At 72.1% G+C, this 22,525-nt stretch carries 18 protein-coding genes and 1 pseudogene; 16 read left to right on the forward strand and 3 right to left on the reverse strand.

What is annotated here, in order from left to right:
• The first annotated feature begins 46 nt into the window (after positions 1–46).
• The 14 genes from ACTMS2_RS15185 to ACTMS2_RS15250 all read left to right on the forward strand — a co-directional run bounded on the left by ACTMS2_RS15185 (position 47) and on the right by ACTMS2_RS15250 (position 14,883).
• Complete coding sequence (locus tag ACTMS2_RS15185; protein ID WP_441175937.1) at positions 47–901, forward strand: amino acid ABC transporter permease; 855 nt, start codon at positions 47–49, stop codon at positions 899–901.
• On the forward strand, positions 898–1,707 hold the full coding sequence (locus ACTMS2_RS15190) for an amino acid ABC transporter ATP-binding protein (RefSeq protein WP_441175938.1): 810 nt from the start codon (positions 898–900) through the stop codon (positions 1,705–1,707). Before ACTMS2_RS15185 ends, ACTMS2_RS15190 begins: the two co-directional genes overlap by 4 nt.
• Before the next feature lie 114 nt (positions 1,708–1,821).
• Complete coding sequence (locus ACTMS2_RS15195) at positions 1,822–3,018, forward strand: M20/M25/M40 family metallo-hydrolase (protein WP_441175939.1); 1,197 nt, start codon at positions 1,822–1,824, stop codon at positions 3,016–3,018.
• A gap of 118 nt (positions 3,019–3,136) precedes the next feature.
• The gene (locus tag ACTMS2_RS15200; RefSeq protein ID WP_441175940.1) at positions 3,137–4,372 is read left to right on the forward strand and encodes an ATP-grasp domain-containing protein; all 1,236 of its coding nucleotides are present in this window, start codon (positions 3,137–3,139) and stop codon (positions 4,370–4,372) included.
• Complete coding sequence (locus tag ACTMS2_RS15205; protein WP_441175941.1) at positions 4,369–5,196, forward strand: Rossmann-like domain-containing protein; 828 nt, start codon at positions 4,369–4,371, stop codon at positions 5,194–5,196. Before ACTMS2_RS15200 ends, ACTMS2_RS15205 begins: the two co-directional genes overlap by 4 nt.
• Positions 5,193–6,311, forward strand: a complete 1,119-nt coding sequence (locus ACTMS2_RS15210) for a PLP-dependent cysteine synthase family protein (protein WP_441175942.1) — start codon at positions 5,193–5,195, stop codon at positions 6,309–6,311. The genes ACTMS2_RS15205 and ACTMS2_RS15210 overlap by 4 nt, the downstream gene beginning before the upstream one ends.
• Positions 6,302–7,351, forward strand: coding sequence for a dipeptide epimerase (locus ACTMS2_RS15215; RefSeq protein ID WP_441175943.1), 1,050 nt, complete (start codon positions 6,302–6,304; stop codon positions 7,349–7,351). Before ACTMS2_RS15210 ends, ACTMS2_RS15215 begins: the two co-directional genes overlap by 10 nt.
• Positions 7,348–8,589 carry an MFS transporter gene (locus ACTMS2_RS15220; protein ID WP_441175944.1) on the forward strand — a complete coding sequence of 414 codons (1,242 nt, stop codon included), beginning with the start codon at positions 7,348–7,350 and terminating at the stop codon, positions 8,587–8,589. The genes ACTMS2_RS15215 and ACTMS2_RS15220 overlap by 4 nt, the downstream gene beginning before the upstream one ends.
• On the forward strand, positions 8,586–9,440 hold the full coding sequence (locus ACTMS2_RS15225; protein ID WP_441175945.1) for a class I SAM-dependent methyltransferase: 855 nt from the start codon (positions 8,586–8,588) through the stop codon (positions 9,438–9,440). Before ACTMS2_RS15220 ends, ACTMS2_RS15225 begins: the two co-directional genes overlap by 4 nt.
• Positions 9,437–11,005 (forward strand): ABC transporter substrate-binding protein, encoded by a 1,569-nt coding sequence (locus ACTMS2_RS15230; RefSeq protein WP_441175946.1) that lies wholly within the window; start codon positions 9,437–9,439, stop codon positions 11,003–11,005. The genes ACTMS2_RS15225 and ACTMS2_RS15230 overlap by 4 nt, the downstream gene beginning before the upstream one ends.
• Positions 11,002–11,952, forward strand: a complete 951-nt coding sequence (locus ACTMS2_RS15235) for an ABC transporter permease (protein ID WP_441175947.1) — start codon at positions 11,002–11,004, stop codon at positions 11,950–11,952. Before ACTMS2_RS15230 ends, ACTMS2_RS15235 begins: the two co-directional genes overlap by 4 nt.
• Complete coding sequence (locus ACTMS2_RS15240) at positions 11,949–12,764, forward strand: ABC transporter permease (RefSeq protein ID WP_441175948.1); 816 nt, start codon at positions 11,949–11,951, stop codon at positions 12,762–12,764. The genes ACTMS2_RS15235 and ACTMS2_RS15240 overlap by 4 nt, the downstream gene beginning before the upstream one ends.
• The gene (locus ACTMS2_RS15245; RefSeq protein ID WP_441175950.1) at positions 12,761–14,329 is read left to right on the forward strand and encodes an ABC transporter ATP-binding protein; all 1,569 of its coding nucleotides are present in this window, start codon (positions 12,761–12,763) and stop codon (positions 14,327–14,329) included. The genes ACTMS2_RS15240 and ACTMS2_RS15245 overlap by 4 nt, the downstream gene beginning before the upstream one ends.
• Positions 14,326–14,883, forward strand: coding sequence for a GNAT family N-acetyltransferase (locus ACTMS2_RS15250; protein ID WP_441175951.1), 558 nt, complete (start codon positions 14,326–14,328; stop codon positions 14,881–14,883). The genes ACTMS2_RS15245 and ACTMS2_RS15250 overlap by 4 nt, the downstream gene beginning before the upstream one ends.
• Before the next feature lie 141 nt (positions 14,884–15,024).
• Here ACTMS2_RS15250 and ACTMS2_RS15255 read toward each other — a convergent pair.
• From ACTMS2_RS15255 to ACTMS2_RS15265, 3 genes and pseudogenes are all read right to left on the reverse strand, one after another.
• A pseudogene (locus tag ACTMS2_RS15255) lies at positions 15,025–15,644 on the reverse strand (response regulator).
• Positions 15,645–15,699: 55 nt separating this feature from the next.
• Positions 15,700–17,031 carry an MFS transporter gene (locus ACTMS2_RS15260; protein WP_441175952.1) on the reverse strand — a complete coding sequence of 444 codons (1,332 nt, stop codon included), beginning with the start codon at positions 17,029–17,031 and terminating at the stop codon, positions 15,700–15,702.
• A 355-nt stretch (positions 17,032–17,386) separates the two neighbouring features.
• The gene (locus ACTMS2_RS15265) at positions 17,387–19,687 is read right to left on the reverse strand and encodes an ATP-binding protein (RefSeq protein WP_441175953.1); all 2,301 of its coding nucleotides are present in this window, start codon (positions 19,685–19,687) and stop codon (positions 17,387–17,389) included.
• A 385-nt stretch (positions 19,688–20,072) separates the two neighbouring features.
• Between ACTMS2_RS15265 and ACTMS2_RS15270 the strand changes: the two genes are divergently transcribed.
• Positions 20,073–20,381 (forward strand): AAA family ATPase, encoded by a 309-nt coding sequence (locus tag ACTMS2_RS15270; protein WP_441175954.1) that lies wholly within the window; start codon positions 20,073–20,075, stop codon positions 20,379–20,381.
• A 437-nt stretch (positions 20,382–20,818) separates the two neighbouring features.
• A complete protein-coding gene (locus ACTMS2_RS15275) occupies positions 20,819–22,186 on the forward strand; it encodes an RICIN domain-containing protein (protein ID WP_441175955.1) in 1,368 nt (455 codons plus the stop codon).
• The last annotated feature ends 339 nt before the right edge of the window (positions 22,187–22,525 follow it).

Consider the following 22,525-nt stretch of genomic DNA (forward strand, 5'->3'; position numbering starts at 1 on the left):
CGCGCCCGGCGACCGCCGCACCCCGTCCCCCGCTGGAGGCAACCCAATGACGAGCGACACCGAGACCGTACGGGTCGTCCCCGTACGACACTACGGACGCTGGCTGGCCGCGATCCTCGTGGTCGGCGTGGCGGCCCTCTTCCTCCGGGCTCTGCTGGACAGCCCCAACCTCGAACCCGCCACCATCGGCAAGTACCTGTTCAGGGACTACATCCTCGACGGCGTGGTCACCACGCTCTGGCTGACCCTGCTGGCCATGGTGCTCGGCACCCTCGGCGGCGTCCTGCTCGCGGTGATGCGGCTGTCGGCCAACCCCGTACTGCGGGGTGTCTCCTGGGCCTTCGTCTGGGTCTTCCGGGGCACTCCCCTGCTGGTGCAGATCATCTTCTTCGGTTTCCTCGGCGCGCTCTTCCCCCGGATCACGTTCAGCCTGCCGTTCACCGACCTGGTCCTGTTCGACAAACCGACCAGCGTCGTGGTCACCGGCACCGTCGCCGCCGTCCTCGCCCTGTCGCTCAACGAGATGGCGTACGCCGCCGAGGTCATCCGGGGTGGCATCCTCGCCGTGGACACCGGGCAGAGCGAGGCCGCCGCAGCCCTCGGCATGAGCCCCACGCTCACCCTGCGCCGGGTCGTCCTGCCCCAGGCCATGCGGGTCATCATCCCGCCGATGGGCAACGAGACCATCACCATGCTCAAGTCCACCGCGCTGGTGTCGATCATCGCCGGCCGTGACCTGATGACCGCCGTGCAGACCGTCTACCAGGGCAACTACAAGGTGATCCCGCTGCTCGTCGTGGCGGCGATCTGGTATCTCGCGCTCGTCAGCGTGCTGTCCGCCGGCCAGTGGGCGATCGAGCGGCGGTTCGGCCGTGGCTTCGCCCGGGGAGGAGTCCGATGACCACCCAGACCGACACCTCCATCAGCCCCACCCGCCAGGCCGGGGCCGAACCCATGGTGCGGGCCGAGGGCGTCACCAAGAGGTTCGGGCCGGTCGAGGTCCTCAAGGGCATCGACATGACCGTCGCCCCCGGCGAGGTTGCCTGCCTGCTCGGGCCCTCCGGCTCCGGCAAGTCCACCTTCCTGCGCTGCATCAACCACCTGGAACGCATCGACGGCGGCCAGCTCTGGGTCGACGGTGAACTGGTCGGCTACCGTCGCCAGGGCGACAAGCTGTACGAGTTGAAGGCCCGCGAGGTCGCCCGTCGCCGCCGCGACATCGGCATGGTCTTCCAGCGGTTCAACCTCTTCCCGCACCTCACCGCGCTCGGCAACGTCGTCGAGGCACCCGTACGTGTCCTCGGCACCCCCCGCGACCAGGCCCGCGCCGAGGCGACGGCCCTGCTGGAACGGGTGGGTCTCGCCGAGAAGGCGAACAGCTACCCCGGTCAGCTCTCCGGCGGGCAGCAGCAGCGGGTCGCCATCGCCCGCGCACTGGCCATGCACCCCAAGCTGATGCTCTTCGACGAGCCGACCTCGGCGCTCGACCCGGAACTCGTCGGCGACGTCCTCGACGTGATGAAGGGCCTCGCCGCCGACGGCATGACGATGGTCGTGGTCACCCACGAGATGGGCTTCGCCCGTGAGGTCGCCGACTCCGTCGCGTTCCTCGACGGTGGCTGCGTCGTCGAGGAGGGCACACCGCGCGACGTGCTCGGTAACCCGAAGCACGACCGCACCCGCGCCTTCCTGGACAAGGTCCTGTGAGCGCGAGGAGTGCAGCGAAGCGGAGCCCCGCAGGCGCGAACGAAAGGCAAGCACCGTGAGCGCGAGGAGTGCAGCGAAGCGGAGCCCCGCAGCCCCGAACGAAAGGCAGGCACCGTGAGCGGCGGGGCATTGCACAGTGCGGAGCTGCTCGCGGCGGCCGGGAACCGGCTCGCCCCCTACCACGAGCGACTCGCCCGGCTGGTCGACATCGACTCCGGGTCCGGACAGGTGGACGGCCTGCGGCAGGTCGCCGACCTGATGCAGACCTGGTGCCTGGAAGCCGGCATGGCCGTCGAGCGGGAACCGGTGGCGGACCCGTCCGGCCGGCCCCTCGGCGACGTGCTGATCGGCCGGCACCGCGGCCGGGGCCGCCGGCGGATCCTGCTCGCCGGCCACCTCGACACCGTCTTCCCGCCCGGCACGGCCGCCGCCCGTCCGTTCCGGGTGCAGAACGGCCGCGCGTACGGACCGGGGGTCAGCGACGACAAGGGCGGCGTGCTCGCGGGTCTGGCCGCCGTCGAGGTCCTCCTCGCGCTCGACCGGACGGAGTACGCCGAGCTGGTGCTGGTCTGCACCCCCGACGAGGAGATCGGGTCGACGGGCAGCCGGACGCTGCTGCGTACCCTCGGATCCGCTGCCGACGTGGCCCTCTGCCTGGAATGCGCCCGCGACAACGGCGACCTGGTGTCGGCGCGCAAGGGCGTCGCCGACCTGGAGGTCACCCTGAGGGGTCGGGCCGCCCACGCCGGCATCGAACCGGAACGCGGAGCCAGCGCCCTGCTCGCCGCCGCCCGGCTGACCGTCGCCCTGGACGCCCTCAACGGCCGGTGGCCGGGGGTCACCGTCAACGTCGGCCACCTGACCGCCGGCGACCGGCCCAACGTCGTCCCGGACCGGGCCAGAATGCTCGTCGACCTGCGTGCCTGGCACAGCCGGGAGTACGAGGCCGCGCTCGCCGAGATCCGCCGCCTGGTCGTCGAGCCGTGGGTCTGCGGGGTGCGCGCCGAGGTGGCCGTGCACGCCCCCACCCCACCGTGGGAACTGGGGCCGGCCGGGCAGCGGCTCACCGAACTCGCCGCGAAGGTCGGCGCCGGGCTCGGCGTACCGGTGTCACACACCGCGACCGGTGGCTGCGCCGACGCGAACCTTCTCGCCGAAGCCGGCGCGGCGGTGCTCGACGGGCTCGGCCCGGTCGGCGGCAACGACCACAGCCCCTCGGAATGGCTGGACCTGGGCTCCGTCGCACCCCGGACGGCACTGCTCGCCGGCCTGATCGACGAGGTCAGCCGGGCCGATCCACACCAGATGTGACGGGAGTGTCGACCTAGTCATTCGAAATGAAAACCGTTACCATCACCGAATCCGGTAGTCGCAGGGAGCGGAGTCGGCGATGGCGCATCTGTTGGTGGTCGAGAGTTGGGTAGGCGCCATGAGCGGCCTGCTACCGAGGGCCATCCGAGAGGCCGGTCACCGCTTCTCGTTCCTGACCCGCGACCTGCACCACTACCTCCGCAGCGCGCCGACAGACAGGCCGCACCCGCTACTGGCGGCCGAGAACGTGCTGACGACCGAGACCAACGACCTGCCGAGACTGGTGTCCTTCGTGGAGGACGTCCATCGGGTGCTGCGCTTCGACGGGGTGGTCACCTCCTGCGACTACTACCTCGGCACCGTCGCCCGGCTGGCCGCGCACCTGGGCCTACCGGGCGCCGCGCCGGAGGCGGTGGAGTGCGCGTACCGCAAGGATCTGGCCCGCGCCGCGATGCATCGGGCCGGGGTCCCCCAGCCTGCGTTCGCGGTGACCCAGGACTGGACCGCTACCAGCCACGCGGCCGACGGCATCGGTTACCCGCTGGTGGTCAAACCCGTCGACCTCTGCGCCGGCATGTACGTCCGTCGGGTGGACGACCGGACCGAACTGCGGGCGGCCTACGACGCACTGGCCGGTTTCCCGGTCAACGCCCGACGCCAGCCGAGGATGCCGCTGGTGCTGCTGGAGAAACTGCTGGACGGGCCGGAGGTGAGTGTGGAGACGGTCATTGTGGACGGCGTCACCACCGTGATCGGGGTGACCGACAAGAGCCTGGCCGGCACCTCCGGATTCGTGGAGAGCGGGCACATGTTCCCCGCGCCCGTCGACGCCGCCCTCGCCCGCGCCGTCGGCGCGACGGCCACCGCCGCCCTGGCCGCGGTCGGGCTCGACCACGGCGTGGCCCACACCGAGCTGCGGCTGACCCCGGACGGCCCCCGGGTGGTGGAGGTCAACCCCCGGCCCGCGGGCAACCAGATCACCGAACTGGTCCGCCGGGTCACCGGCATCGACCTGCCGATGGGGTACGCGCAACTGGCGCTCGGCGAGCGGCCCGACCTGACCCCGACCGACACCGGGGTACGCAGCGCGGCGATCGCGTTCCTGCTACCCCCACGCCCCGGCACGGTCACCGGGATCACCGGCACCGAGGCGGTGGCCGCCGAGCCCCGGGTGGTGGACTGGGCGGTGAAACCGGCCGGGCACCGGGCCGGGGAGGCCAGCAGCAACAACCACTACCTGGGTCACGTCATGGTCGTCGACCCCACGGGTGCCGGCGCCCGGTCGCTGGCGGACCGGCTGGTCGCCGGCCTGCGGGTCGGGTACGCCGGGGTGCCGGCCGGAGTGCCGGCGTGACCGGCCCGGCCGTCCGACCCGGGTACCGGTCGTTCGGCGCGCTGGTCACCGACGTGCGCGACGGCCGGGTCGGCCCCGATCCGGCACAGCAGCGGGTCAGCGTCGGCTTCGTCACCCGCCAGGGGGCCCGGCACGTCACCCGGGGCCGGGGCTACCGCAACCATGTGCTCAGCCTGCGGGTCGGGGCGGCGGTCGGCTCGTGCGCCGTCGAGCCGGACGAACTGCCCGACGACGTTGCCTACGCCTGCGTCGGCCAGTCGGTGGCGGAGCTGCTGACCCATCCGGCGCTGCCGGTGCGGGTCGCGGCGCTGGACGCGTACCTGCTCACGGTCCGCCCGCACCTGGACGCGGCCGACACGGTGCTGACCGTGCCCGCCGGTACGTCCCTGGCGAAGTCGACCGCCCGCGCGGCGGCCGTCGTGGACCTGCTGCCCTGCACACCCGGGCAGACGGTACTGGTGATCGGGGTGGTCAACTCGCTGCTGGAGCAGTTGCGCCGACGCGGTCTGCGCTACCTGCCCTGCGACTACGCGGGAGGCCGGACCGAGTGGGACGAGGCCTGCCTGCCCGACGCGCAGGCGCTGCTCGGCGCGGCCGACGCGATCCTGGCCTCCGGGATGACCCTGGGCAACGGCAGTTTCGCGCCGCTGCTGGCACACGCGGCGGCCACCGGTACCCCGCTGGTGATGTTCGCCCAGACCGGCAGTGGGGTGCTTCCCTGGTTCGTCGGCACGGGTGTGACCGCGGTGTCCGCCGAGCCGTACCCGTTCTTCTGGCTCGACGGCGGCCCGACGCCGCTCTACCAGTACCGGGCGGCACCGTGACCGCCCCGCACCTGCTGAACCTGGTCGGACACACCCCGGTGCTGTTCGTGGACACCCCGCTGCCGTACCCGCACGACGGGTTCTGGGCGAAGGTGGAGTGTCTCAGCCCCGGTGGGATGAAGGCCCGCGCGGCGGTGTCCATGCTCACCGGAGCCCGGATGCGGGGCGAGTTGCGCCCGGGTGCCCCGGTGGTCGAGTCGACCAGCGGCACTCTCGGCATCGGGCTGGCCTTCGCCGGGCAGGCCCTCGGGCACCCGGTGGTCCTGGTCGTCGACGGTGAGCTGGAACCGTCGATGCGGGCCCTGCTGCGCGCGTACGGGGCCCGGCTGGAGGTGGTGGACCGACCGCACCCGGTGGGCAGTTGGCAGCAGGCCCGCCTCGACCGGCTCGCCGAGATCCGGGCCGGCCTGCCCGGGGCGTACTGGCCGGACCAGTACGACAACCCGGACAACGCCGCCGGCTACGCCGGGCTGGCCGACGAGATCGCCGGGCAGGTCGACGCCGTCGACGTGCTGGTGTGCAGTGTGGGCACCGGCGGGCACAGCGCCGGACTGGCCAGGGCGCTGCGCCGGCACTGGCCGGCGCTGCGACTGGTCGGGGTCGACACCGTCGGCTCGACCATCTTCGGCCAGCCGGCCCGCTCTCGGCTGATGCGGGGCCTGGGCAGCAGCATCCACCCCCGCAACGTCGACTACCGGGCGTTCGACGAGGTGCACTGGGTGGGCCCGGCCGAGGCGGTGGACAGCTGCCGGCGCCTGGCGACCAGCAACTTCGTCACCGGCGGGTGGAGCACCGGCGCAGTGGCCCGGGTATCCGCCTGGGCGGCCCGTACCCAGCCTGGCGCCAGGGTACTGACCGTCTTCCCCGACGGACCGCACCGTTACCTCGACTCCATCTTCGACGACGGCTACTGCGCCCGGCACGGGCTGCTCGGCCCGACCCGGGGGCATCCGGTGGAGATCCATCATCCACAGGCGGTCGAGGTGAGCCGGTGGAGCCGCTGCCGGGTCGTCGTCGATCCGGTCGGTCCGACCGGGCGGCGCGAGACCACGGCGAGCGGCACGGCACCGGGCACGGCTGCACCGGGCGGGGCACGGGGGCCGGCATGGAACTGACCTGGCGGTCGTACCCGCTGGTGCTGCGTGAGCCGCTGAGAATCTCCCGGTCCAGCATGGCCGGACGTGACGCGGTGCAGGTCACCGTCAGCCACGACGGGGTCAGTGGCCACGGCGAGCTGGTGACCAGCAACTACCAGCGGCTGGACCTGACCACGGCGATCACCACGCTGGCCGGTGTCGCCGGCCGGATCGCCGGCTACCCCGACCCGGAGACACTGCACGCGGACCTGTCCACGCTGACCGGGGCGGTGACGCCCGGAGTACGGGCCGCGCTGGACGCCGCCGTGCATGACCTCGTCGCACGGCGGGCCGGCGTACCGGTGCACCGACTGCTCGGGCTGCGCGACGGCACCCCGGTCGGCACGGCGTACACCCTCGGGCTGGTCGCGCCCGACGCGGCGGCCGCGGCCGCGCGGCGGCTGGTCGCAGCCGGTTTCACCACGCTGAAGATCAAGGCCGGCGACGCGACCGACCTGGCCCGGGTCGCGGCGGTGCGGGCCGCCGCCCCGCAGGCCCGGCTGCTGCTGGACCCCAACGGCGGCTGGAACGCCGAGCAGGCCGTCCGGCTGCTGGAGGCCATGGCGGCACACCGCGTCGACGCCGTCGAACAGCCGGTGCCACCCGGTGACCCGGATGGGCTGGCCTGGATCGCGGCCCGTACCCCGGTGCCGGTCGTCGCCGACGAGGACGCCGTCACCGTCACCGACGTGCACCGGCTGGCCGCAGCGGTGGCCGGGGTCAACGTCAAGCTCGCCAAGTGCGGCGGGATCACCGCCGCCCGGGAGATCATCGACGTCGCCACCGGCTACGGCATGGACATCATGCTCGGCTGCCTGGTCGCCAGTTCCCTCGGCATCGCCCCTGCCGTACACCTGAGCGCGCGGGCCCGCTGGGTGGACCTCGACGGGCACCTGCTGCTGGCCGACGACCCGTGGACCGGCCTGGGCGGTCACGACGGGACCCTGCGGCTGGCCGGCACGTCGGGGCTCGGGGTCACCCCGGCCGGGACCGGTGACCGGGCGGTGGCGCCCCGATGACCGCCACCTGGGCGACGCTGCGCAGCTTCCCGCTGCCGGTCCGGCTGCTGGTGGTCAACCAGCTCGGCGTCAACATCGGCTTCTACATGCTGCTGCCCTACCTCGCCGGTTACCTCGCCGACGAGGTGGGCCTCTCCGCCGCCCTGATCGGGCTGGTGCTCGGGGTACGCAACCTCAGCCAGCAGGGCATGTTCCTGATCGGTGGGTCCGCCGCCGACCGGCTCGGTGCCCGGGGTGTCATCATCGCCGGCTGTGCGCTGCGTACCGTCGGTTTCGCGGTGTTCGCCCTCGGAGTGTCCCTGCCGGCGCTGCTCGCCGCGTCGGTGCTGTCCGGGCTGGCCGGGGCGCTGTTCAACCCGGCGGTCCGCGCCTACCTCGCCCAGGCCGCCCCCGACCGTCGGGCCGAGGCGTTCGCCCTTTTCAACGTGTTCGCCAGCGCCGGCGCGCTGCTCGGCCCGCTGGTCGGCAGCGCGCTGCTGCTGGTCGACTTCACCGCCGCCGCGTGGGGCGCGGCGGCGGTCTTCGCGGCACTGACCGTCGCGCAGGCACTCGTCCTGCCCCCGCAGCCGGTGGCGCGCAGCGGGCAGGCCCTCGGCCGGGACTGGCGGGAGTGCCTCACCGACCGCCGGTTCCTCGTCTTCACCCTCGCGCTGAGTGCGATGTTCGCCCTGCAGAACCAGCTCTACCTGGTCCTGCCGGTCCAGGCCGAACACGCCACCGGGTCACCCGTGGCGGTGGCGGCACTGTTCGTGGCGTCGACCGTGGTGACCCTGGCCGGGCAGGTCCCGCTGACCCGCTGGTTGTCCGGTCGGATGGCCCGGGGCACCGCGATCACGGTCGGGATGGCGGCCATGGGCAGCGGTTTCCTGCTGCCGCTGCTACCGGCCGGCACCGGGCCGGTCGGGCTGCTGCCCGTCCTCGGCGCAGCCGTGCTGCTCGCCGTCGGGGTGATGATCGCCCAGCCGTTCGTACTGGAACTGATCCCCGGCTTCGCCCGCGCCGGCCTGACCGGCACCTACTTCGGCCTGTTCTACCTGGTCTCCGGAGTGGTCGCGGCGGCGGCCACCACGACGGTCGGCCGGGTGATGGGCGACGGCGACGGTGCCGCGGTACCGGCCGGCGCCTGGCTGCTCTGCGCGGCGCTCGGCCTGGCCTCGGCGGCAGCGGTCCGGCTGCTGCACCGCCGGCGTCGGCTCGGACCCCGACCGGTACCCGTCGACGCGGAGGTGCCCGCATGACCGACCCGGTCGTGGCCACGGCCAACCTGCTCACCGACAACCCCGAACTGTACGAGGCGCAGTTCCCGGACCCGCATCATGCGGCGGCGACCTTCGTCGACGACCTGGTGCGGCGTTTCGCCCCGCAGGGCGGACCGGGACGGCGGCTGCTCGACATCGGCTGCGGTACCGGCCGGGACGCCGGCCACCTGGCCCGGATCGGGTACGCGGCGACCGGGCTGGACACCTCCGCCCGGATGCTGCTCCACGCCCGCCGGCACCACCGGCAGGTCCGGTTCGTGGCCACCGACATGCGCGACTTCGACCTCGGTACCCGTTTCGACGTCGTCACCTGCCTGGACAGCGCGATGCTGTACTGCCACCGCAACGCCGACCTGACCGCGTTCCTGGACCGCTGCCACGCCCACCTCGTGCCCGGCGGGCTGCTGGTCGCCGAGATGCGCAACGGCGCGTACTTCCTGGGCAACACCGACCTGCTGGACGCCCCACGCACCCGCACGGTCACCTGGCGCGGCGTCGCCTACACCTCACGGACCCGGCTCTGGATCGACCACGCCGCGCAACTGCTGCGCCGGGAACGGGTCTGGACCTGGCCGGGCTGCGGGCAGCCGCTGGTGCAGAACTCCGCCTGGCGGCTGCTGTTCCCCCTGGAACTGCGGCACCTGCTCGACGCCGCCGGGTTCGACGTACTCGCCCTGTTCGACCTGCCCGGCCCGCGTACCGAACCGCCGTGGCAGCCGGACGCCGAACTGTCCACCACGCTCTCCGGTGACCGCCTGCACCTGGTCGCCCGCCGCCGCGGCGACGCGGCCCGAACCACGCACACCCTCGGAAGGACAAGCCACGCATGACCCCCTTTCTGACCGGCACCGCAGGCGGGCTGAGCCGTCGCGGCCTGCTCGGCGGTGCCGCCGCGCTCTCCGCGGTGCTGCTCACCGGCTGCGGTACCGACAACGCGCCGGCCACCGTCCCGACCGGGCAGCCCAGGCGCGGCGGCCGGCTGCGGGCCGCATTCGCCGGTGGCGGCGCCAACGAGACCCTCGACCCACACCTGGCGAACCTCTTCGTCGAGGCGTCCCGAGCCAAGGCCATGTACGACAAGCTCGCCGACTACGGCCCGGACGTGTCGATCCAGCCGCGCCTGGCGCAGCGCTGGGAACCCACCGCCGATCTCACCCGGTGGCGGGTCAGCCTGCGCGAGGCCACCTTCCACGACGGCCGCCCGGTCCGCGCTGCCGACGTGCTGGCCAGCTACGCCCGGATCACCGACCCCAAGCGCGCGTTCCGGGCGAAGGCCAGCCTGGCGATGATCGACCTTCGGGCCAGCCGGGCGGTCGACGAACGCACCGTCGAGTTCGCTCTGACCCGCCCGTTCGCCGAGTTCGGCAACCTGCTCGCCGCGTTCGGCGCCTACATCGTGCCGGAGGGCACGGAGACCTTCGACCGGCCGGTCGGCTCCGGCGCGTTCGTCTTCGACTCCTTCCAGCCGGGCCGGTCGCTGCTGCTCAAGCGCAACCCCGAGCACTGGGACGGAGCGGCGTACCTAGACGAGCTGGAGTACCTGATCAGCAACGACGAGTCGGCGCGGATCAACGCGCTGCTCGCCGGGCAGGTGGAGTACGCACACGACATCACCCCCACCACCGCCCGTACCCACGCCGGTGACCGACGGGTGGCCATCACCCGGATGGCGAACAGCACCATGCAGGGCTTCACCATGAAGGTCGACCGGCCGCCGTTCGACAACCGGGACCTGCGCGAGGCGATGTTCCTGCTCACCGACCGGCAGCAGCTCGTCGACACGGTCCTCTCCGGTGCCGGCCAGGTCGGCAACGACCTCTACGGCAAGGGCTACCAGTACTACGCCGCAGACATCCCGCAACGCACCCGGGACCTCGACCGGGCCCGCTTCCTCATCGACCGGGCCGGCGCGAAGGGGCTGCGGATCACCCTGGACACCGCCGCCGTGGCCAGCGGATTCGTCGAGGCGGCCACCGTGCTCGCCGACCAGGCCCGCCAGGTCGGCCTCACCGTGGTACCGGCCACCGGCAACAAGGACACCTACTGGAAGGACATCCTGACCAACGGGGTCCTGGCCTGCTACCGCTCCGGGGCCATGCCGATCGAGACGCACATCTCCCAGCGGCTGCTGACCAACTCCACCACCAACGCCACCCGCTGGGCCCGCCCGGACTTCGACGCGCTCTACGCCAAGGCGGTGTCCACCGCCGACGGGGCGGCCCGCCGGCAGACGTACGACGACATGCAGCGGATGCTGCACGCCGAGGGCGGCTTCCTGATCTGGGGGTTCGCCGACTTCCTGGTCGCCACCGGCCCGAACGTCGGCGGGGTCTCCGCCGACGCCCCTGCCAACACCCTGGACTGGGCCCGCTTCGACAAGGTCTGGCTGGGTTGAGCCTGTCCCGCTACGCCGCCGGGCGGCTACTGCTCGGCGTCGGGCAGGTCGCCGGTGTCGCCACCGCCGTGTTCGTCCTCACCGAGGCGCTGCCCGGGGACGCGGCGGTGGTGATCGCCGGCGACCAGCCCGACCCGGCGCGCATCGCGCTCATCCGGGCCCAGCTCGAACTCGACCGACCGGCCGGGGAACGCTACCTGGACTGGCTGGTCGACCTGCTGCACGGCGACCTGGGTGTATCGCTGATCTCGCACCGGCCAGTGACCGAGGTGCTGGCGGCCACCGCCGCACCGACGGTCCTGCTGGCCGCGGCGACCCTGCTGCTGCTCGTTCCCCTCGCCGTCGGGATGGGCATGCTGGCGGCACGCCGCGAGGGCGGCCGGCTCGACCGGTCACTGTCCGCGGTGGCGGTGGGCCTCTACGCCGTACCCGAGTTCGCGCTGGCCATCCTGCTCGCTGCCCTGTTCGGCGTACATCTGGGCTGGTTCCCGCCCACCGCCGTCGGTACCGGCGGTGACCTGCTGGCCCAGCCGGCGGTGCTGGTGCTGCCGCTGCTGGTGCTGCTGGCCCGACCGATCTGCTCGATCAGCCGGCTCACCCGGGCCGGCATGGTCGGCGCGGTGCGCTCCGAGTACGTCGCCCACGCCCGCCGGCTGGGCATCCCGGCCCGCCGACGGTGGCTGGCGCACGCGCTGCCGAACGCCCTCGCCCCGGTGGTGCAGCAGCTCGCCCGCACCACCGACTGGCTGCTCGGCGGGGTGATCGTGGTCGAGGCGGTGTTCGTCATCCCCGGCCTCGGTACCGCCCTGGTCGACGCGGTCACCGCCCGTGACGTGCCCACCGTGCAGGGCCTGTGCGTGCTGGTCGCGGTCACCACCGTGACCGTCAACCTGGCCGCCGACCTGGTGGCGTTCCGGCTCGCTCCACGCACGGCGGATGCGCGGTGAACCGCGGGCTGCGAACCGTCGCCGGGTCGGTGCTGCTCGGCGGACCGCTGCTGCTCGCCCTGGCCGGGCCGCTGCTGGTTAACGGCCCGGCCGGGCACGGGCGCCCGTTCGACCCGGCCGGCCCGCTCGGCACCGACTTCGTCGGCCGGGACGTCGTCGACCAACTGCTCCTCGGCGGCCGGTCCGTGGTGCTGGTCGCGCTCACCGCCACCGCGCTGGCGTACCTGGTCGGCGTACCGGTGGGACTGCTGGCCGCGACGACCCGGCACCGCCCGGTCGACGAGCTGCTGATGCGGCCACTGGACCTGCTGCTGGCCGTACCGTCCCTGCTGCTGCTCATCCTCGTCGCGGCCACCGCGCCGCGCGGCCCGGCCACCCTGACGGTGATCGTCGCGTTGATCGCCCTGCCCGAGATCGCCCGGGTCACCCGGGCCGCCGCGCTGCCGCTGGCCCACGGCACGGTGATGGAGGCCATGCGGCTGTACCGGGAAACCTGGTGGCGGCGGGCCGTCGGCTACGTCGCCGTCGGCATCCGTCGGGTGCTGCTCGCCGACGCGGGGGTCCGGTTCATCGGCGCCCTGTACCTGGTGGCCACCGCCAGCTTCCTCGGCGTGGGGGTGGCACCCGACGTATCCGACTGGGCGGTGATGGTGGACCGCAACCGGACCGGCATGTTCCTGCAACCCTGGGCGGTCGTCGTACCGGCCGCGCTGATCGTGGCCATGGCCGTCGGCGTCAACCTGGTCGCCGACCAGTTGCTGGCCGGCCGGCGGTCCACCGTCGACCGGGATCCGGCGGAGGTGCTCCGGTGAGTCCCGCGCTGGTCCGCGTCACCGGGCTCGGCGCCCGCACCGACAACGGGAAACTCCTGGTCGACGACGTGTCGTTCGGCGTGGCGGCCGGGCAGGTCCTGGCCGTCATCGGGGCGTCCGGCAGCGGCAAGACCACCACCGGCCGCGCCCTGCTGGGCGAGACCGGGCCGGGGGTACGGCTCACCGGCCGGATCGAGATCGCGGGCCAGCCGGTCACCCCGGACCGCCCACCGTCACCGGGCACCGTCGCCTACGTACCCCAGCAGCCCGCTGCCGTGCTCAACCCGGTCCGCCGGATCGGGGCGGTGCTCCGCGAGATCGCCCACCGGCACGCCGCCGCGGGCGCGACCGGCCGGGCGCAGCTCCGCCGGGCCGTGGCCGACGCACTCGCCCGGGTGGGCCTGCCGAACGGACGGGAGTTGCTGCGCCGCTTCCCGCACCAGCTCTCCGGCGGGCAGCAGCAGCGTCTCGTCCTCGCCCACGCGCTGCTGTCCCGGGCCCGGCTGCTGATCGCCGACGAACCCACCACCGGACAGGACAACCTGAACCGGGCCGACATCGCCACCGAGCTGCGCGGACTCGCCACGGCCGGCCTGGCCGTCGTGCTGCTCAGCCACGATCTGGACCTGGTACGCCTGGTCGCCGACCGAACCCTGGTCCTGGCGAACGGGACGGTACGCGCCACCGGCCCCACCGCCGAGGTCCTCGCCCTGCACCAGCCGCCCGCCGCAGCCGTCGACGACCGACCGGCGGACGGGGACCGACCCGACCGGGACCGGCCCCCGGTGCTGCGCGTCACGGGACTGATGGCCCGGCACCGCGACGGCGCCCGCCGGCACACCGTCCTGCACGGCATCGACGCCAGCATCACCGCCGGGCAGTGCGTCGCCGTGGTCGGCCGGTCCGGCAGTGGCAAGACCACGCTGGCCCGCTGCATCGCCGGCCTGCACCGACCGGCCGGCGGCACCGTCGAGCTGGACGGGCGGCGGCTGGCGGCGAGCCTCGACCGGCGCGGCCGGGCCGACCTCGCCGCCGTGCAGTACGTCTTCCAGGACCCCCGGGCCAGTTTCCACCCGTACCTGCCGCTGCTCGACCAGGTGGCCCGGGTCGCGGTACGGCTGCGTGCCCTGGAGACGGCGGCGGCCCGCCACGCGGCGCAGGCCGTCCTCACCCGGGTGGGCCTCACCGGGGAGTTCACCGGCCGGCACCCCGAGCGGCTCTCCGGCGGGGAACTACAACGCGCTGCCCTGGCCCGCGCCCTGCTGGCCCGGCCCCGGCTGCTGATCTGCGACGAGATCACCTCCGGGCTCGACGCCGGAACCCAGGACCGCATCCTCGACCTCGTCGGGCAGTTACGCCGGACGGAGGAGTTGAGCCTGGTCGTGATCAGTCACGACCGGGAGGTCGTGGCCCGGCTCGCCGACCACGTCGTCGTCCTCGACCAGGGCCGGATCGTCGAGCACGGCCCGGCCGCGGACCTGCTCACCGCCGGTCGGCAACCGTTGACCCGCGCCCTGCTGTGCCCCACCGAGCATGTGATCATGAAAGCGAGCGAACCACTGTGACCGGACACCTCGTCGGCGACCACACCGTGCGGCAGGCCGCGCCCCGGCACCTCGCCGGTGCCCGCAGCGTCATGCTCGACACCTTCTACCACGACTTCGGTCACGGCTACCGCCCACAGTGGCACGCCGACGTGATCGACCTGGCCGACACCTACCTGCGGCCGGCCCGTCACGCGCTGTTCGTCGCCACCCTCGGGGACGAGGTGGTCGGCACCACCGCCGTACGGGCGGCGGCACCGGAGAGCCCACCGCATCCGCGGTTCCTGGTCGACCGGTACCCGCAGGAGAGCACCGCCCAGTTGTTCCGGGTGTACGTCCGGCCGGAGCACCGGCGCCGGGGGCTGGCCCGGGCACTGGTGCACCTGGCCACCGAGTTCGTCGCCTCTGAGGCCAGCTACCGGGCGCTGTACCTGCACACCGACACCCGTATCGAGGGCGCCGAAGGGTTCTGGCGGTCGGTGGCCGTGCCCGTCCACGACGCCCGCGACGGGCGCCCGGACACCCACCAGACGGTGCACTTCGAGATCCCGCTGCCGGTGTACTCGCGCCGATGACCATCCACCAGGCGTGGAGCCCTCCTCAGCCTGGCGGCGAACCCGACGGCCAGCCCGGTCCAGGTATCACCGTCGCGCGGGTGAGCCGGGGCAAGCAGTGGCTGCCGGCCGGCAACGAGACGCCGCCAACGGGATCGACGCTCACGACTGCGGCGCGGTGACCAGCCCGGTCTCGTAGGCGAGGATCACCAGTTGGGCGCGATCACGAACGTGGAGCTTGGCCATCGCGCGGTTGACATGAGTTTTGGCGGTCATCGGGCTGATCACCAGGTGCTGCGCGATCTCCTCGATGGACATCCCTCGCGCGACGAGCGTGACAACCTCGCGCTCCCGGCTCGTCAGTCGCTCGAGGGTCGAGTCGGCTTGTGTTTGGATCGGCCGGGACACGTACTCGCTGATCAGTTTGCGTGGTGATGGACGGCGCGAGCAGGGCGGCGCCCCGTACGGCATGAAGTAGGTCGGCGGGTTCGATGGTCCTGACGAGGAACCCGGTGGCACCGGCGCGCAGGGCGTTGAAGACATACTCGTCGAATCCGTAGTTGGTCAGGACCACGACGGGTACGCCGGTCAGATCGGGGTTCGCGGCGATCCGTCGGGTCGCCTCGATACCGTCCAATGACGGGCATCTGGATGTCGATCAGCACGACGTCCGGCCTGTGCCGAGCGACCAGCGCAACGGCTTCGCTGCCGTCGGCGGCCTCGCCCACGACCTCGATGTCGTGCTCGGCGGCGAGCAGCGCGCGGAATCCGCCCCGCAGCAGTGGCTGGTCGTCGACGAGCTTCTCCGCAGCAGGCCCGCCAGGGCTGAGAAGGCGCTCATGCCGTCTCCTTCGGCGCCGTTGCGGCCGAGGGGGCGTCGGGGCGAACGGGCGGTCGGAGAGCCTGTGCGTGCACCGACCAGGCGAACGGAAGCGCGACCAGGGCCACTGCCTGGATCGCGAGCAACCCCGCGACGATTCCCCAACGGTCTGTCACCAGGCCGACCCCCACGGCGACGAACGCGTACAGCACGCTGCCGAGCAGCGACCCGAGCGAACCCATCGTCGCGCGTTCCCGGTCGGTGAACTCGCGCTGCAGTAACGTCTCCTGAGCGATCGTCGAGATGCCGTAGGCCGGTGACCCGAGCAGCACGGGCGAAAACACCGTCGGCTTGACCAGCGCCACGAAGTTCGCCAGGTTGTTGAACGACTCACCGAACAGCAGAGTGCGGGCGGCACCCACTCGGCCGATCACCCGACCACTGACGCGGAAGCCGACGAAGGCCACGCCATGGCCGAAGGTGCGCCACACGCCCAGTGCCCAGAGGGGCCACAACCCTGCCACGAAGACAGGCGACAACTGAGCCGCGCTTTCGCTGCTGTAACGAAGCGCCGATACCAAAGTCATCCGGCGGAGCACCGGATTACGGCGGATGCCGCGCAGGGCCGACCCGAGATGCACCAGCACGCTCGATTCCAGTGGGCCGCGCACCCGCGGTTCCCGGACCTGCAGGGCGACGAGCACGCACAGCACCTGCGGCACGACCGACAGCACGACCACCGCACGCAGCGACCACACGCCGGCGACCACGCCACCTACGGCTGCCGCCAGCGCGAGCGCGAGCTGGAACATCGAGTTCACACGGCCCGAGTGCCGGGGGAACTCCGCTTCCCGGTCGGCTGCGAGCAGAGTGTCGTACAGAAGCGCGGCGTTGTTGCCGCTCCACAGTGAGGCCGCCAATCCCTCCAGCACAACGGCTGCCAGGAGGAGACCATAGCCGGAAGCTCCGGCGTATCCGAGGTGGGCGGCCACCATGACGACGGCACCGGCGATCATCGTGCCACGACGCCCGAGCCGGTCGGAGAGCACGCCGGTGGGGACTTCGAACGCCGCGCAGGACAGCTTCTTCAGCGCCAGCAGGCTTGCGGCGGCTGTGTACGAGCCGGTGACCTGAGCAAAGTAGATGACCATGATCGGCCCGTACATGCGGAAGTCGCCGAGGAAGTTGAACCAGCCCAGCAGGCGGACGTTGCGGCTGACGGCCTCGTCAGCATGCTTCGAAGCAGCCGGAGCCGACCTGAGCCGTCGAGCTCTCCTGGCGAACGGGGAAGTGATCAGGCGTTGGAGTACGAGAAGGAGCCGGTGGTTCGAGGAATGCCGAGCGGACACAGCAGAGCTCCCGGATGGGCGAACGGAGACGCCGAAAAGCGCCAAGGGCCGGTGACAGGTGTCACCTCGCCTCGTCGACCGGGATGTGGGCTGGGTTCGCTACACGAGCGGCGCTACGAGCCTGCAACTGCGGTCGCCGAGGGGCGAGTGGAGGCTCCAGCCGATGACCTAGACATCAGTGCTCCTCGATTCCCGGGCAGACCGTTCCGCAACAGCTCCGACTCTAGCGGCTGAAGATCCGCGCTTCCGTCGATTTATCGGCCTGCATCAGCTGGCTCCGCCTCCTCCGCCCATCGTCAGTTGCGGATGCAGTCCGGCAGGCCAGCGAGAGCCACGGATATTCACCCGTCGGTACTCAGGGCCGACTCGACGTTCTCGGGTCGGTGTCGTCGTGGCTCATACGGTCGCCATCGGCGCTCGGTCGGGTCGAGTTGAGCGCCGACAGGGAGCTCCGGACCCTGTTCGCGAACTCCACGTTGCCCAGCCGTTCGTACACTCCGATCGCCGCCCGGTACGCCGTGGCCGCCTGGTCCGGACGACCCTGAGCGGCCGCGACGGCGCCGAGCGCGTGGTGTGCCCCGCCCACCCCGGCGCCGTGCCGGATCCGCGTGAAGATCTCCAGCATGGCGCGGAAGTCCTGTTCGGCGTCGCGGTGCCGCTCTTCCTCGACGGCGAGCCAGCCCCGTTCGTGGAAGCAGTATCCGCGGAGGAACTCGTCGTCCAGCCGGTCGGCAATGTCGACGGCGCGCCTCGTCAGAGCAGCGGCCTCCGTCGGGTGGCCGGCGATCTTGTGGCCGGCAGCCAGCCCCAGGAACACGTAGCCGTGCAGTGCCGTCTCCTTCGCCGGAAGGAGTGCCGCCGCCCGCTCCAGCGTGGGAATGCTGCGCTCGGGACGACCGAGGGTGTTGTAGAGGACCCCCAGGGCGGAGCGGACCTCGATCTCCTCCTCGACCGCGTGCGACCGCTGGAACAGGCGCAGAGCCCGCAGCAGAGACTCCTCCGCCTCATCCGGACGTCCGTACGACCGCAGCGCCTCGCCCAGTCGGCGAACGGTCTGTGCCAACTCCTCCGCGTCGCCGAGTCGCTCGGCGAGAGCGACGGCCTCCCGCGCCGCAGCCAGCTCGGACTCCACCTCGCCGGCCAGCCCGAAGGAGTGCGAGACCCACCGCAACGCGCGCACCCGTCGCCGGTCGTCGCCCGCCGACGCCGCCACCTGCTCCGCGGATCGCCACAGCTGCAATCGGTAGCTGTGGTCGTCGGCCGCGGTCAGCAGCGGGTGCACCGCCTCCACCAGTGCCCACGCCTGGTTGGTGAGCCCCTCCGCGACCGCGGTCCGCAGCACGGCCAGGATGTTGTCGCGTTCATCCGCGACACCCCCGGCGGACCCGGCCCGGTCCCTTAACCAGTCCAGCTGCCGGATCAGGCAGGCGGCACGGTCACCGGCCGTCTCCTGCCGCTCCATCATCTCTCCGGCGAACAGCCGCAGGAGGTCGTGCAGCCGGTAGCTCGACGGTGTCGGCGCCTCGATCAGGAAGGCGTCCACCAGCCGGTCCAGGGCGTCCCGCACCACGGACGAATCGAGCCCGCACCGACGCGCCGCCGACTGGAGCCCGAACAGCACACCCGGATGCGACCCGGCTCGTCGGAACACCAGCCGGTCCACGTCGCTCAACTCCTCGTACGTGGACTGGAAGGCCGACCTGATCGTCCGGTCGCCCAGCCGTAGCTCGTCGAGCCGGCGGCTCTCGTCCGCCAGCCGGTCGGCCAGGGCCGACGGGGTCCAGCCGGGTCGGGCCCGGAGCCGGGATCCGACGATGCGCAGCGCGAGCGGCAGCCCCGCGCAGAACTCGACCAGCCGTCGGGCGCCCGAGGGGTCCGCGGCGACCCGGTCCGCGCCGACCGTCGCGGTCAGCAGTTCCAGCGCCTGCCCGGACGGCAGCGCGCCGAGGGTCAGGACGGCGCCCCCCGGCAGGTCGGCGATCAACCGGCGACTCGTGACCAGGGTGAGACAGCCCGCACCCGCCGCGATCAGCGGCCGTACCTGCGCCGCGTCGCACGCATCGTCGAGTACGACGAGTAGCCGGCGGTCCGCGACCACGGACCGGAAGCGTGACGACAGCTCCTCCAGCGTGCCCCGCCGTTCCTCCACGTCGCGGCCGAGCGCCCTGAGCATCCGGATCAACGCTTCCTGCGCCGGCACGGGATCGGGGCCGGCGCCGCCCAGGGCGACGTACAACTGGCCGTCCGGGAACAGCTCGCGGACCCGATGGGCGTAGAACACGGCCAGCGCCGACTTTCCCGTGCCCGCCACCGCGGAAATGCTGACGACCTGTGCGCCGTCCGCGACCAGTTCCTCGACGGTGGCCAGCTCCGTCTCCCGGCCGGTGAGGCGCGGCGCGACCGGAAGCTCGCTCGGCGGTGACGGGGCTTGCGCCGGCGGGAGAGCGGGTGACGTGGAAGGGTGGTCGACCTGTCCCAGCCGGTGCTGCCACAGAGCGAGGCCGACCCCGGCGAGGGCCAGCGCGGCGACCGTGGGCCAGGCCAGCCAGCCGTACGCCGCGACCGGTTCGGGCAGTTCACCGCCGGTCGCGACGTTGACCACGACGGCCAGCACGACCGAGAGCAGACTCGACACCGTCACCAGCAGCAGGGCCACATTCCGGCGACGGTCGCGTTTCCTGTCCGGGGGGACCCGGGCCGGACCACCGTGCCACCTGTCGTCGCTCAACCGACCGGCGCCCTGGCCGCGTCGGGCAAGGCGAGGACCACGCCACCACCCGAAGCCATCGACACCCAGAGACCGCTTGGCATGCGGCCATGATGCCAGCTCCGGTCGACCGGAGAGGTACCCGCGCCAGGGCCGTCTCGCCCGGTCGGGACGACCGGTTGAAGCGTGAGCGATGGCCTGGCGTCATCGCCGATAGTGAGCCAAACGGCCGCTCCCCGACCTGGCCCGAGGCGAATCGCCGCGACGACAGGCCGTTGCCGCGCCGAGCGCTACGTCGGCCGGCCGGCGGTATCAGTGAACCAAGGACGAATGGGTGTTGGCTCTCTCCGGGCACGAGAATGCACCATCGGCTCAGGACGTGATCGAAGGACGGCTCATCCAGATCGGGCTGCGCGCCCTCGACGCCGGCACCAACGTCGTGATCGACTTCGGCCTCCGGAGCCGCGACGAGCGCTCCGCCCTACGCCAGGCCGCAGCGGAACTCGACACAACGGTGCACCTGCGGTACTTCAAACTTCCCCTGCTGAACAGCGCAGACGACTCGATCAGCGTCAAGCCGACGCTCCACACACGACGCGGCCCATGTTCGACGAAGAACGACGAGGTCAGCCGGGCCGACTGACTGCACCCACGCCCTGTACGTGGGCCCGGCTGCCGGCGCGATCACCGGCGACCCCGGCGCCTGCGTCGGCCATCGGCGACGCGGTTCCGGATACGGTGTGGCTCTGGACCGGGCCGTCCGGCTGGCATGTCGAGAGCCTGCTGTCCGGTCGGCACCAGGCAGCCGTCGGTGCAGCGGGTGGCGGACAACGGGACAGCGTGAGCGAGGTCCTCGATGGCCCGGGTGGGCCGGTTGCCCACCCCCAGGCGCGACGGCCCGCGCTGGAGGGTCGGAAGCCCACACGTGCGGGTATTGACGTAGATCATTGGTATGGGTGAGGGTATCCAGACGGCCGATTGCCACACCACTGGTCAGTTCGGTGCTGAGGTCGTCGTCCGCCTCAGTCCTGGCAGGCCCCAGGCCGGCCGGCGCCTCTCATGCGAAGGAGCCCACCCCCCATGGGGCTTACGCCAACGCCAATCCGCAAGGTCGCCATTGGTGCGACCCTCGCCGCAACCGTCGCAGCCCTCACCGGCATCGGTATCGTCGCCGCGCCGAGCAGCAGCGCCGCGGTCGGCTGCGGCGTGCTCTTCGATGACTTCAACTACTCATCCCGTACGGACGCGGCCCTTGGCCAGCGGGGCTGGCGCATCCGGAGCAGTCCCGGCGGCCCGGGCGTGAGTGGTGCGCGCTGGCTCGCTGACAACGTGTCGTTCCCGACCGTCGACGGGCAGAAGGTCGCCCAGTTGAGAGCGGTCACCGACGGCACCGCGGGCGGTACGTCGCACGCCGAGTTCTCGCAGAGCAACCGCCGCTTCTTCGAGGGCACCTACCTCGCCCGGATAAAGTTCGCCGACGCCCCGGTCAGCGGCCCGGACGGCGATCACGTGAACCAGACCTTCTACGCCATCTCCCCGCTTGCCGCTCCGCGCGACCCGATGTACTCCGAGCTGGACTTCTCCGAGTACCTGCCCAACGGCGGCTGGGGTGAGCCGGGCCCGATCAACTACCAGACCAGCTGGTACACCTACGTGGCCGATCCGTGGTACGCCGACAACCAGCACAGCAAGCAGGCCGGCAGCATCAACGGCTGGCACGACGTCATGGCGACGGTCTCCGGTGGCCACGTGAAGTACTACATCGACGGCGCGCTGGTCGGTGACCACTCAGGCAAGTTCTACCCGCGGCAGAACATGTCGATCGACTTCAACCAGTGGTTCATCGACCTGACGGGGCACACCGGGGTCGGCACCAGCACCTGGATCCAGTCGGTCGACTACGTGTACCACGCCAAGAAGCAGGTGCTGAGCCCGACGCAGGCGGCTGCGGCGATCAACGGGTACCGGTCCGGAGGCACCGTGCACGTCGACAGCGTCGTCACCACCAACGACTGCGACCCCGGCGTACCCCCAGGCACCAACCCGCCGACGACCCCGCCGGTCGGCGCGACGATGCTGCAGTCCAACTTCAGCGGTCGCTGCATCGACATCCCGGGCGGCAACCCGGTCGACGGAGCCCGCCTCCAGATGTTCGACTGCAACGGTAGCGCCGCGCAGAGCTGGGCGTTCCACGGTGACGGCACGCTGCGGGCGATGGGCAAGTGCATGGACCCGGCCGGTGGCGCCCTCGCCAACGGCACGCCGATCCAGCTGACCGCCTGCAACACCAACCCGGTGCAGCGATTCACCCTCACCTCCGCCCGGACCCTGGTGAACGTCTCCTCCGGCCGATGCGTGGACATCAAGGACTGGGTCGGTAGCAACGGCGCCGCGCTGCAACTGTGGGACTGCGCCGGCACCGCCAACCAGATCTGGGGCAAGCTCTGACCGGATGACAGCAAGAAGAAGGCCCGCACCGGCTCGGTGCGGGCCTTCTTCTTGTGCGCGGAGGTTCGACCCCGGCCCCAGAGCGACCACCGCAGCCGTACGTCCCTGGCCGAGCAGCCGTGCGAGTTCGCGTGGTTGGGCGGTGAGCTGCGCGGCGTCGTGCCCCCACCCGCTCGCGTTCGTGCGACAGGGCTGGCGTGCCGGGCGGCTCACCGGCACCATCATCGACCAGCAGCTCGGACCACCAGTCGGCGATGGGGGCGGGCTTGAAAACCGACCCGCACGCCCCCCACATACCGCAGGTACGGTGCGCTCGCCTGCAACAACCACCGGCTCGGG

It is taken from the genome of Micromonospora sp. SD12, from assembly GCF_052068495.1.
Taxonomy (GTDB): Bacteria; Actinomycetota; Actinomycetes; order Mycobacteriales; family Micromonosporaceae; genus Micromonospora; species Micromonospora echinofusca.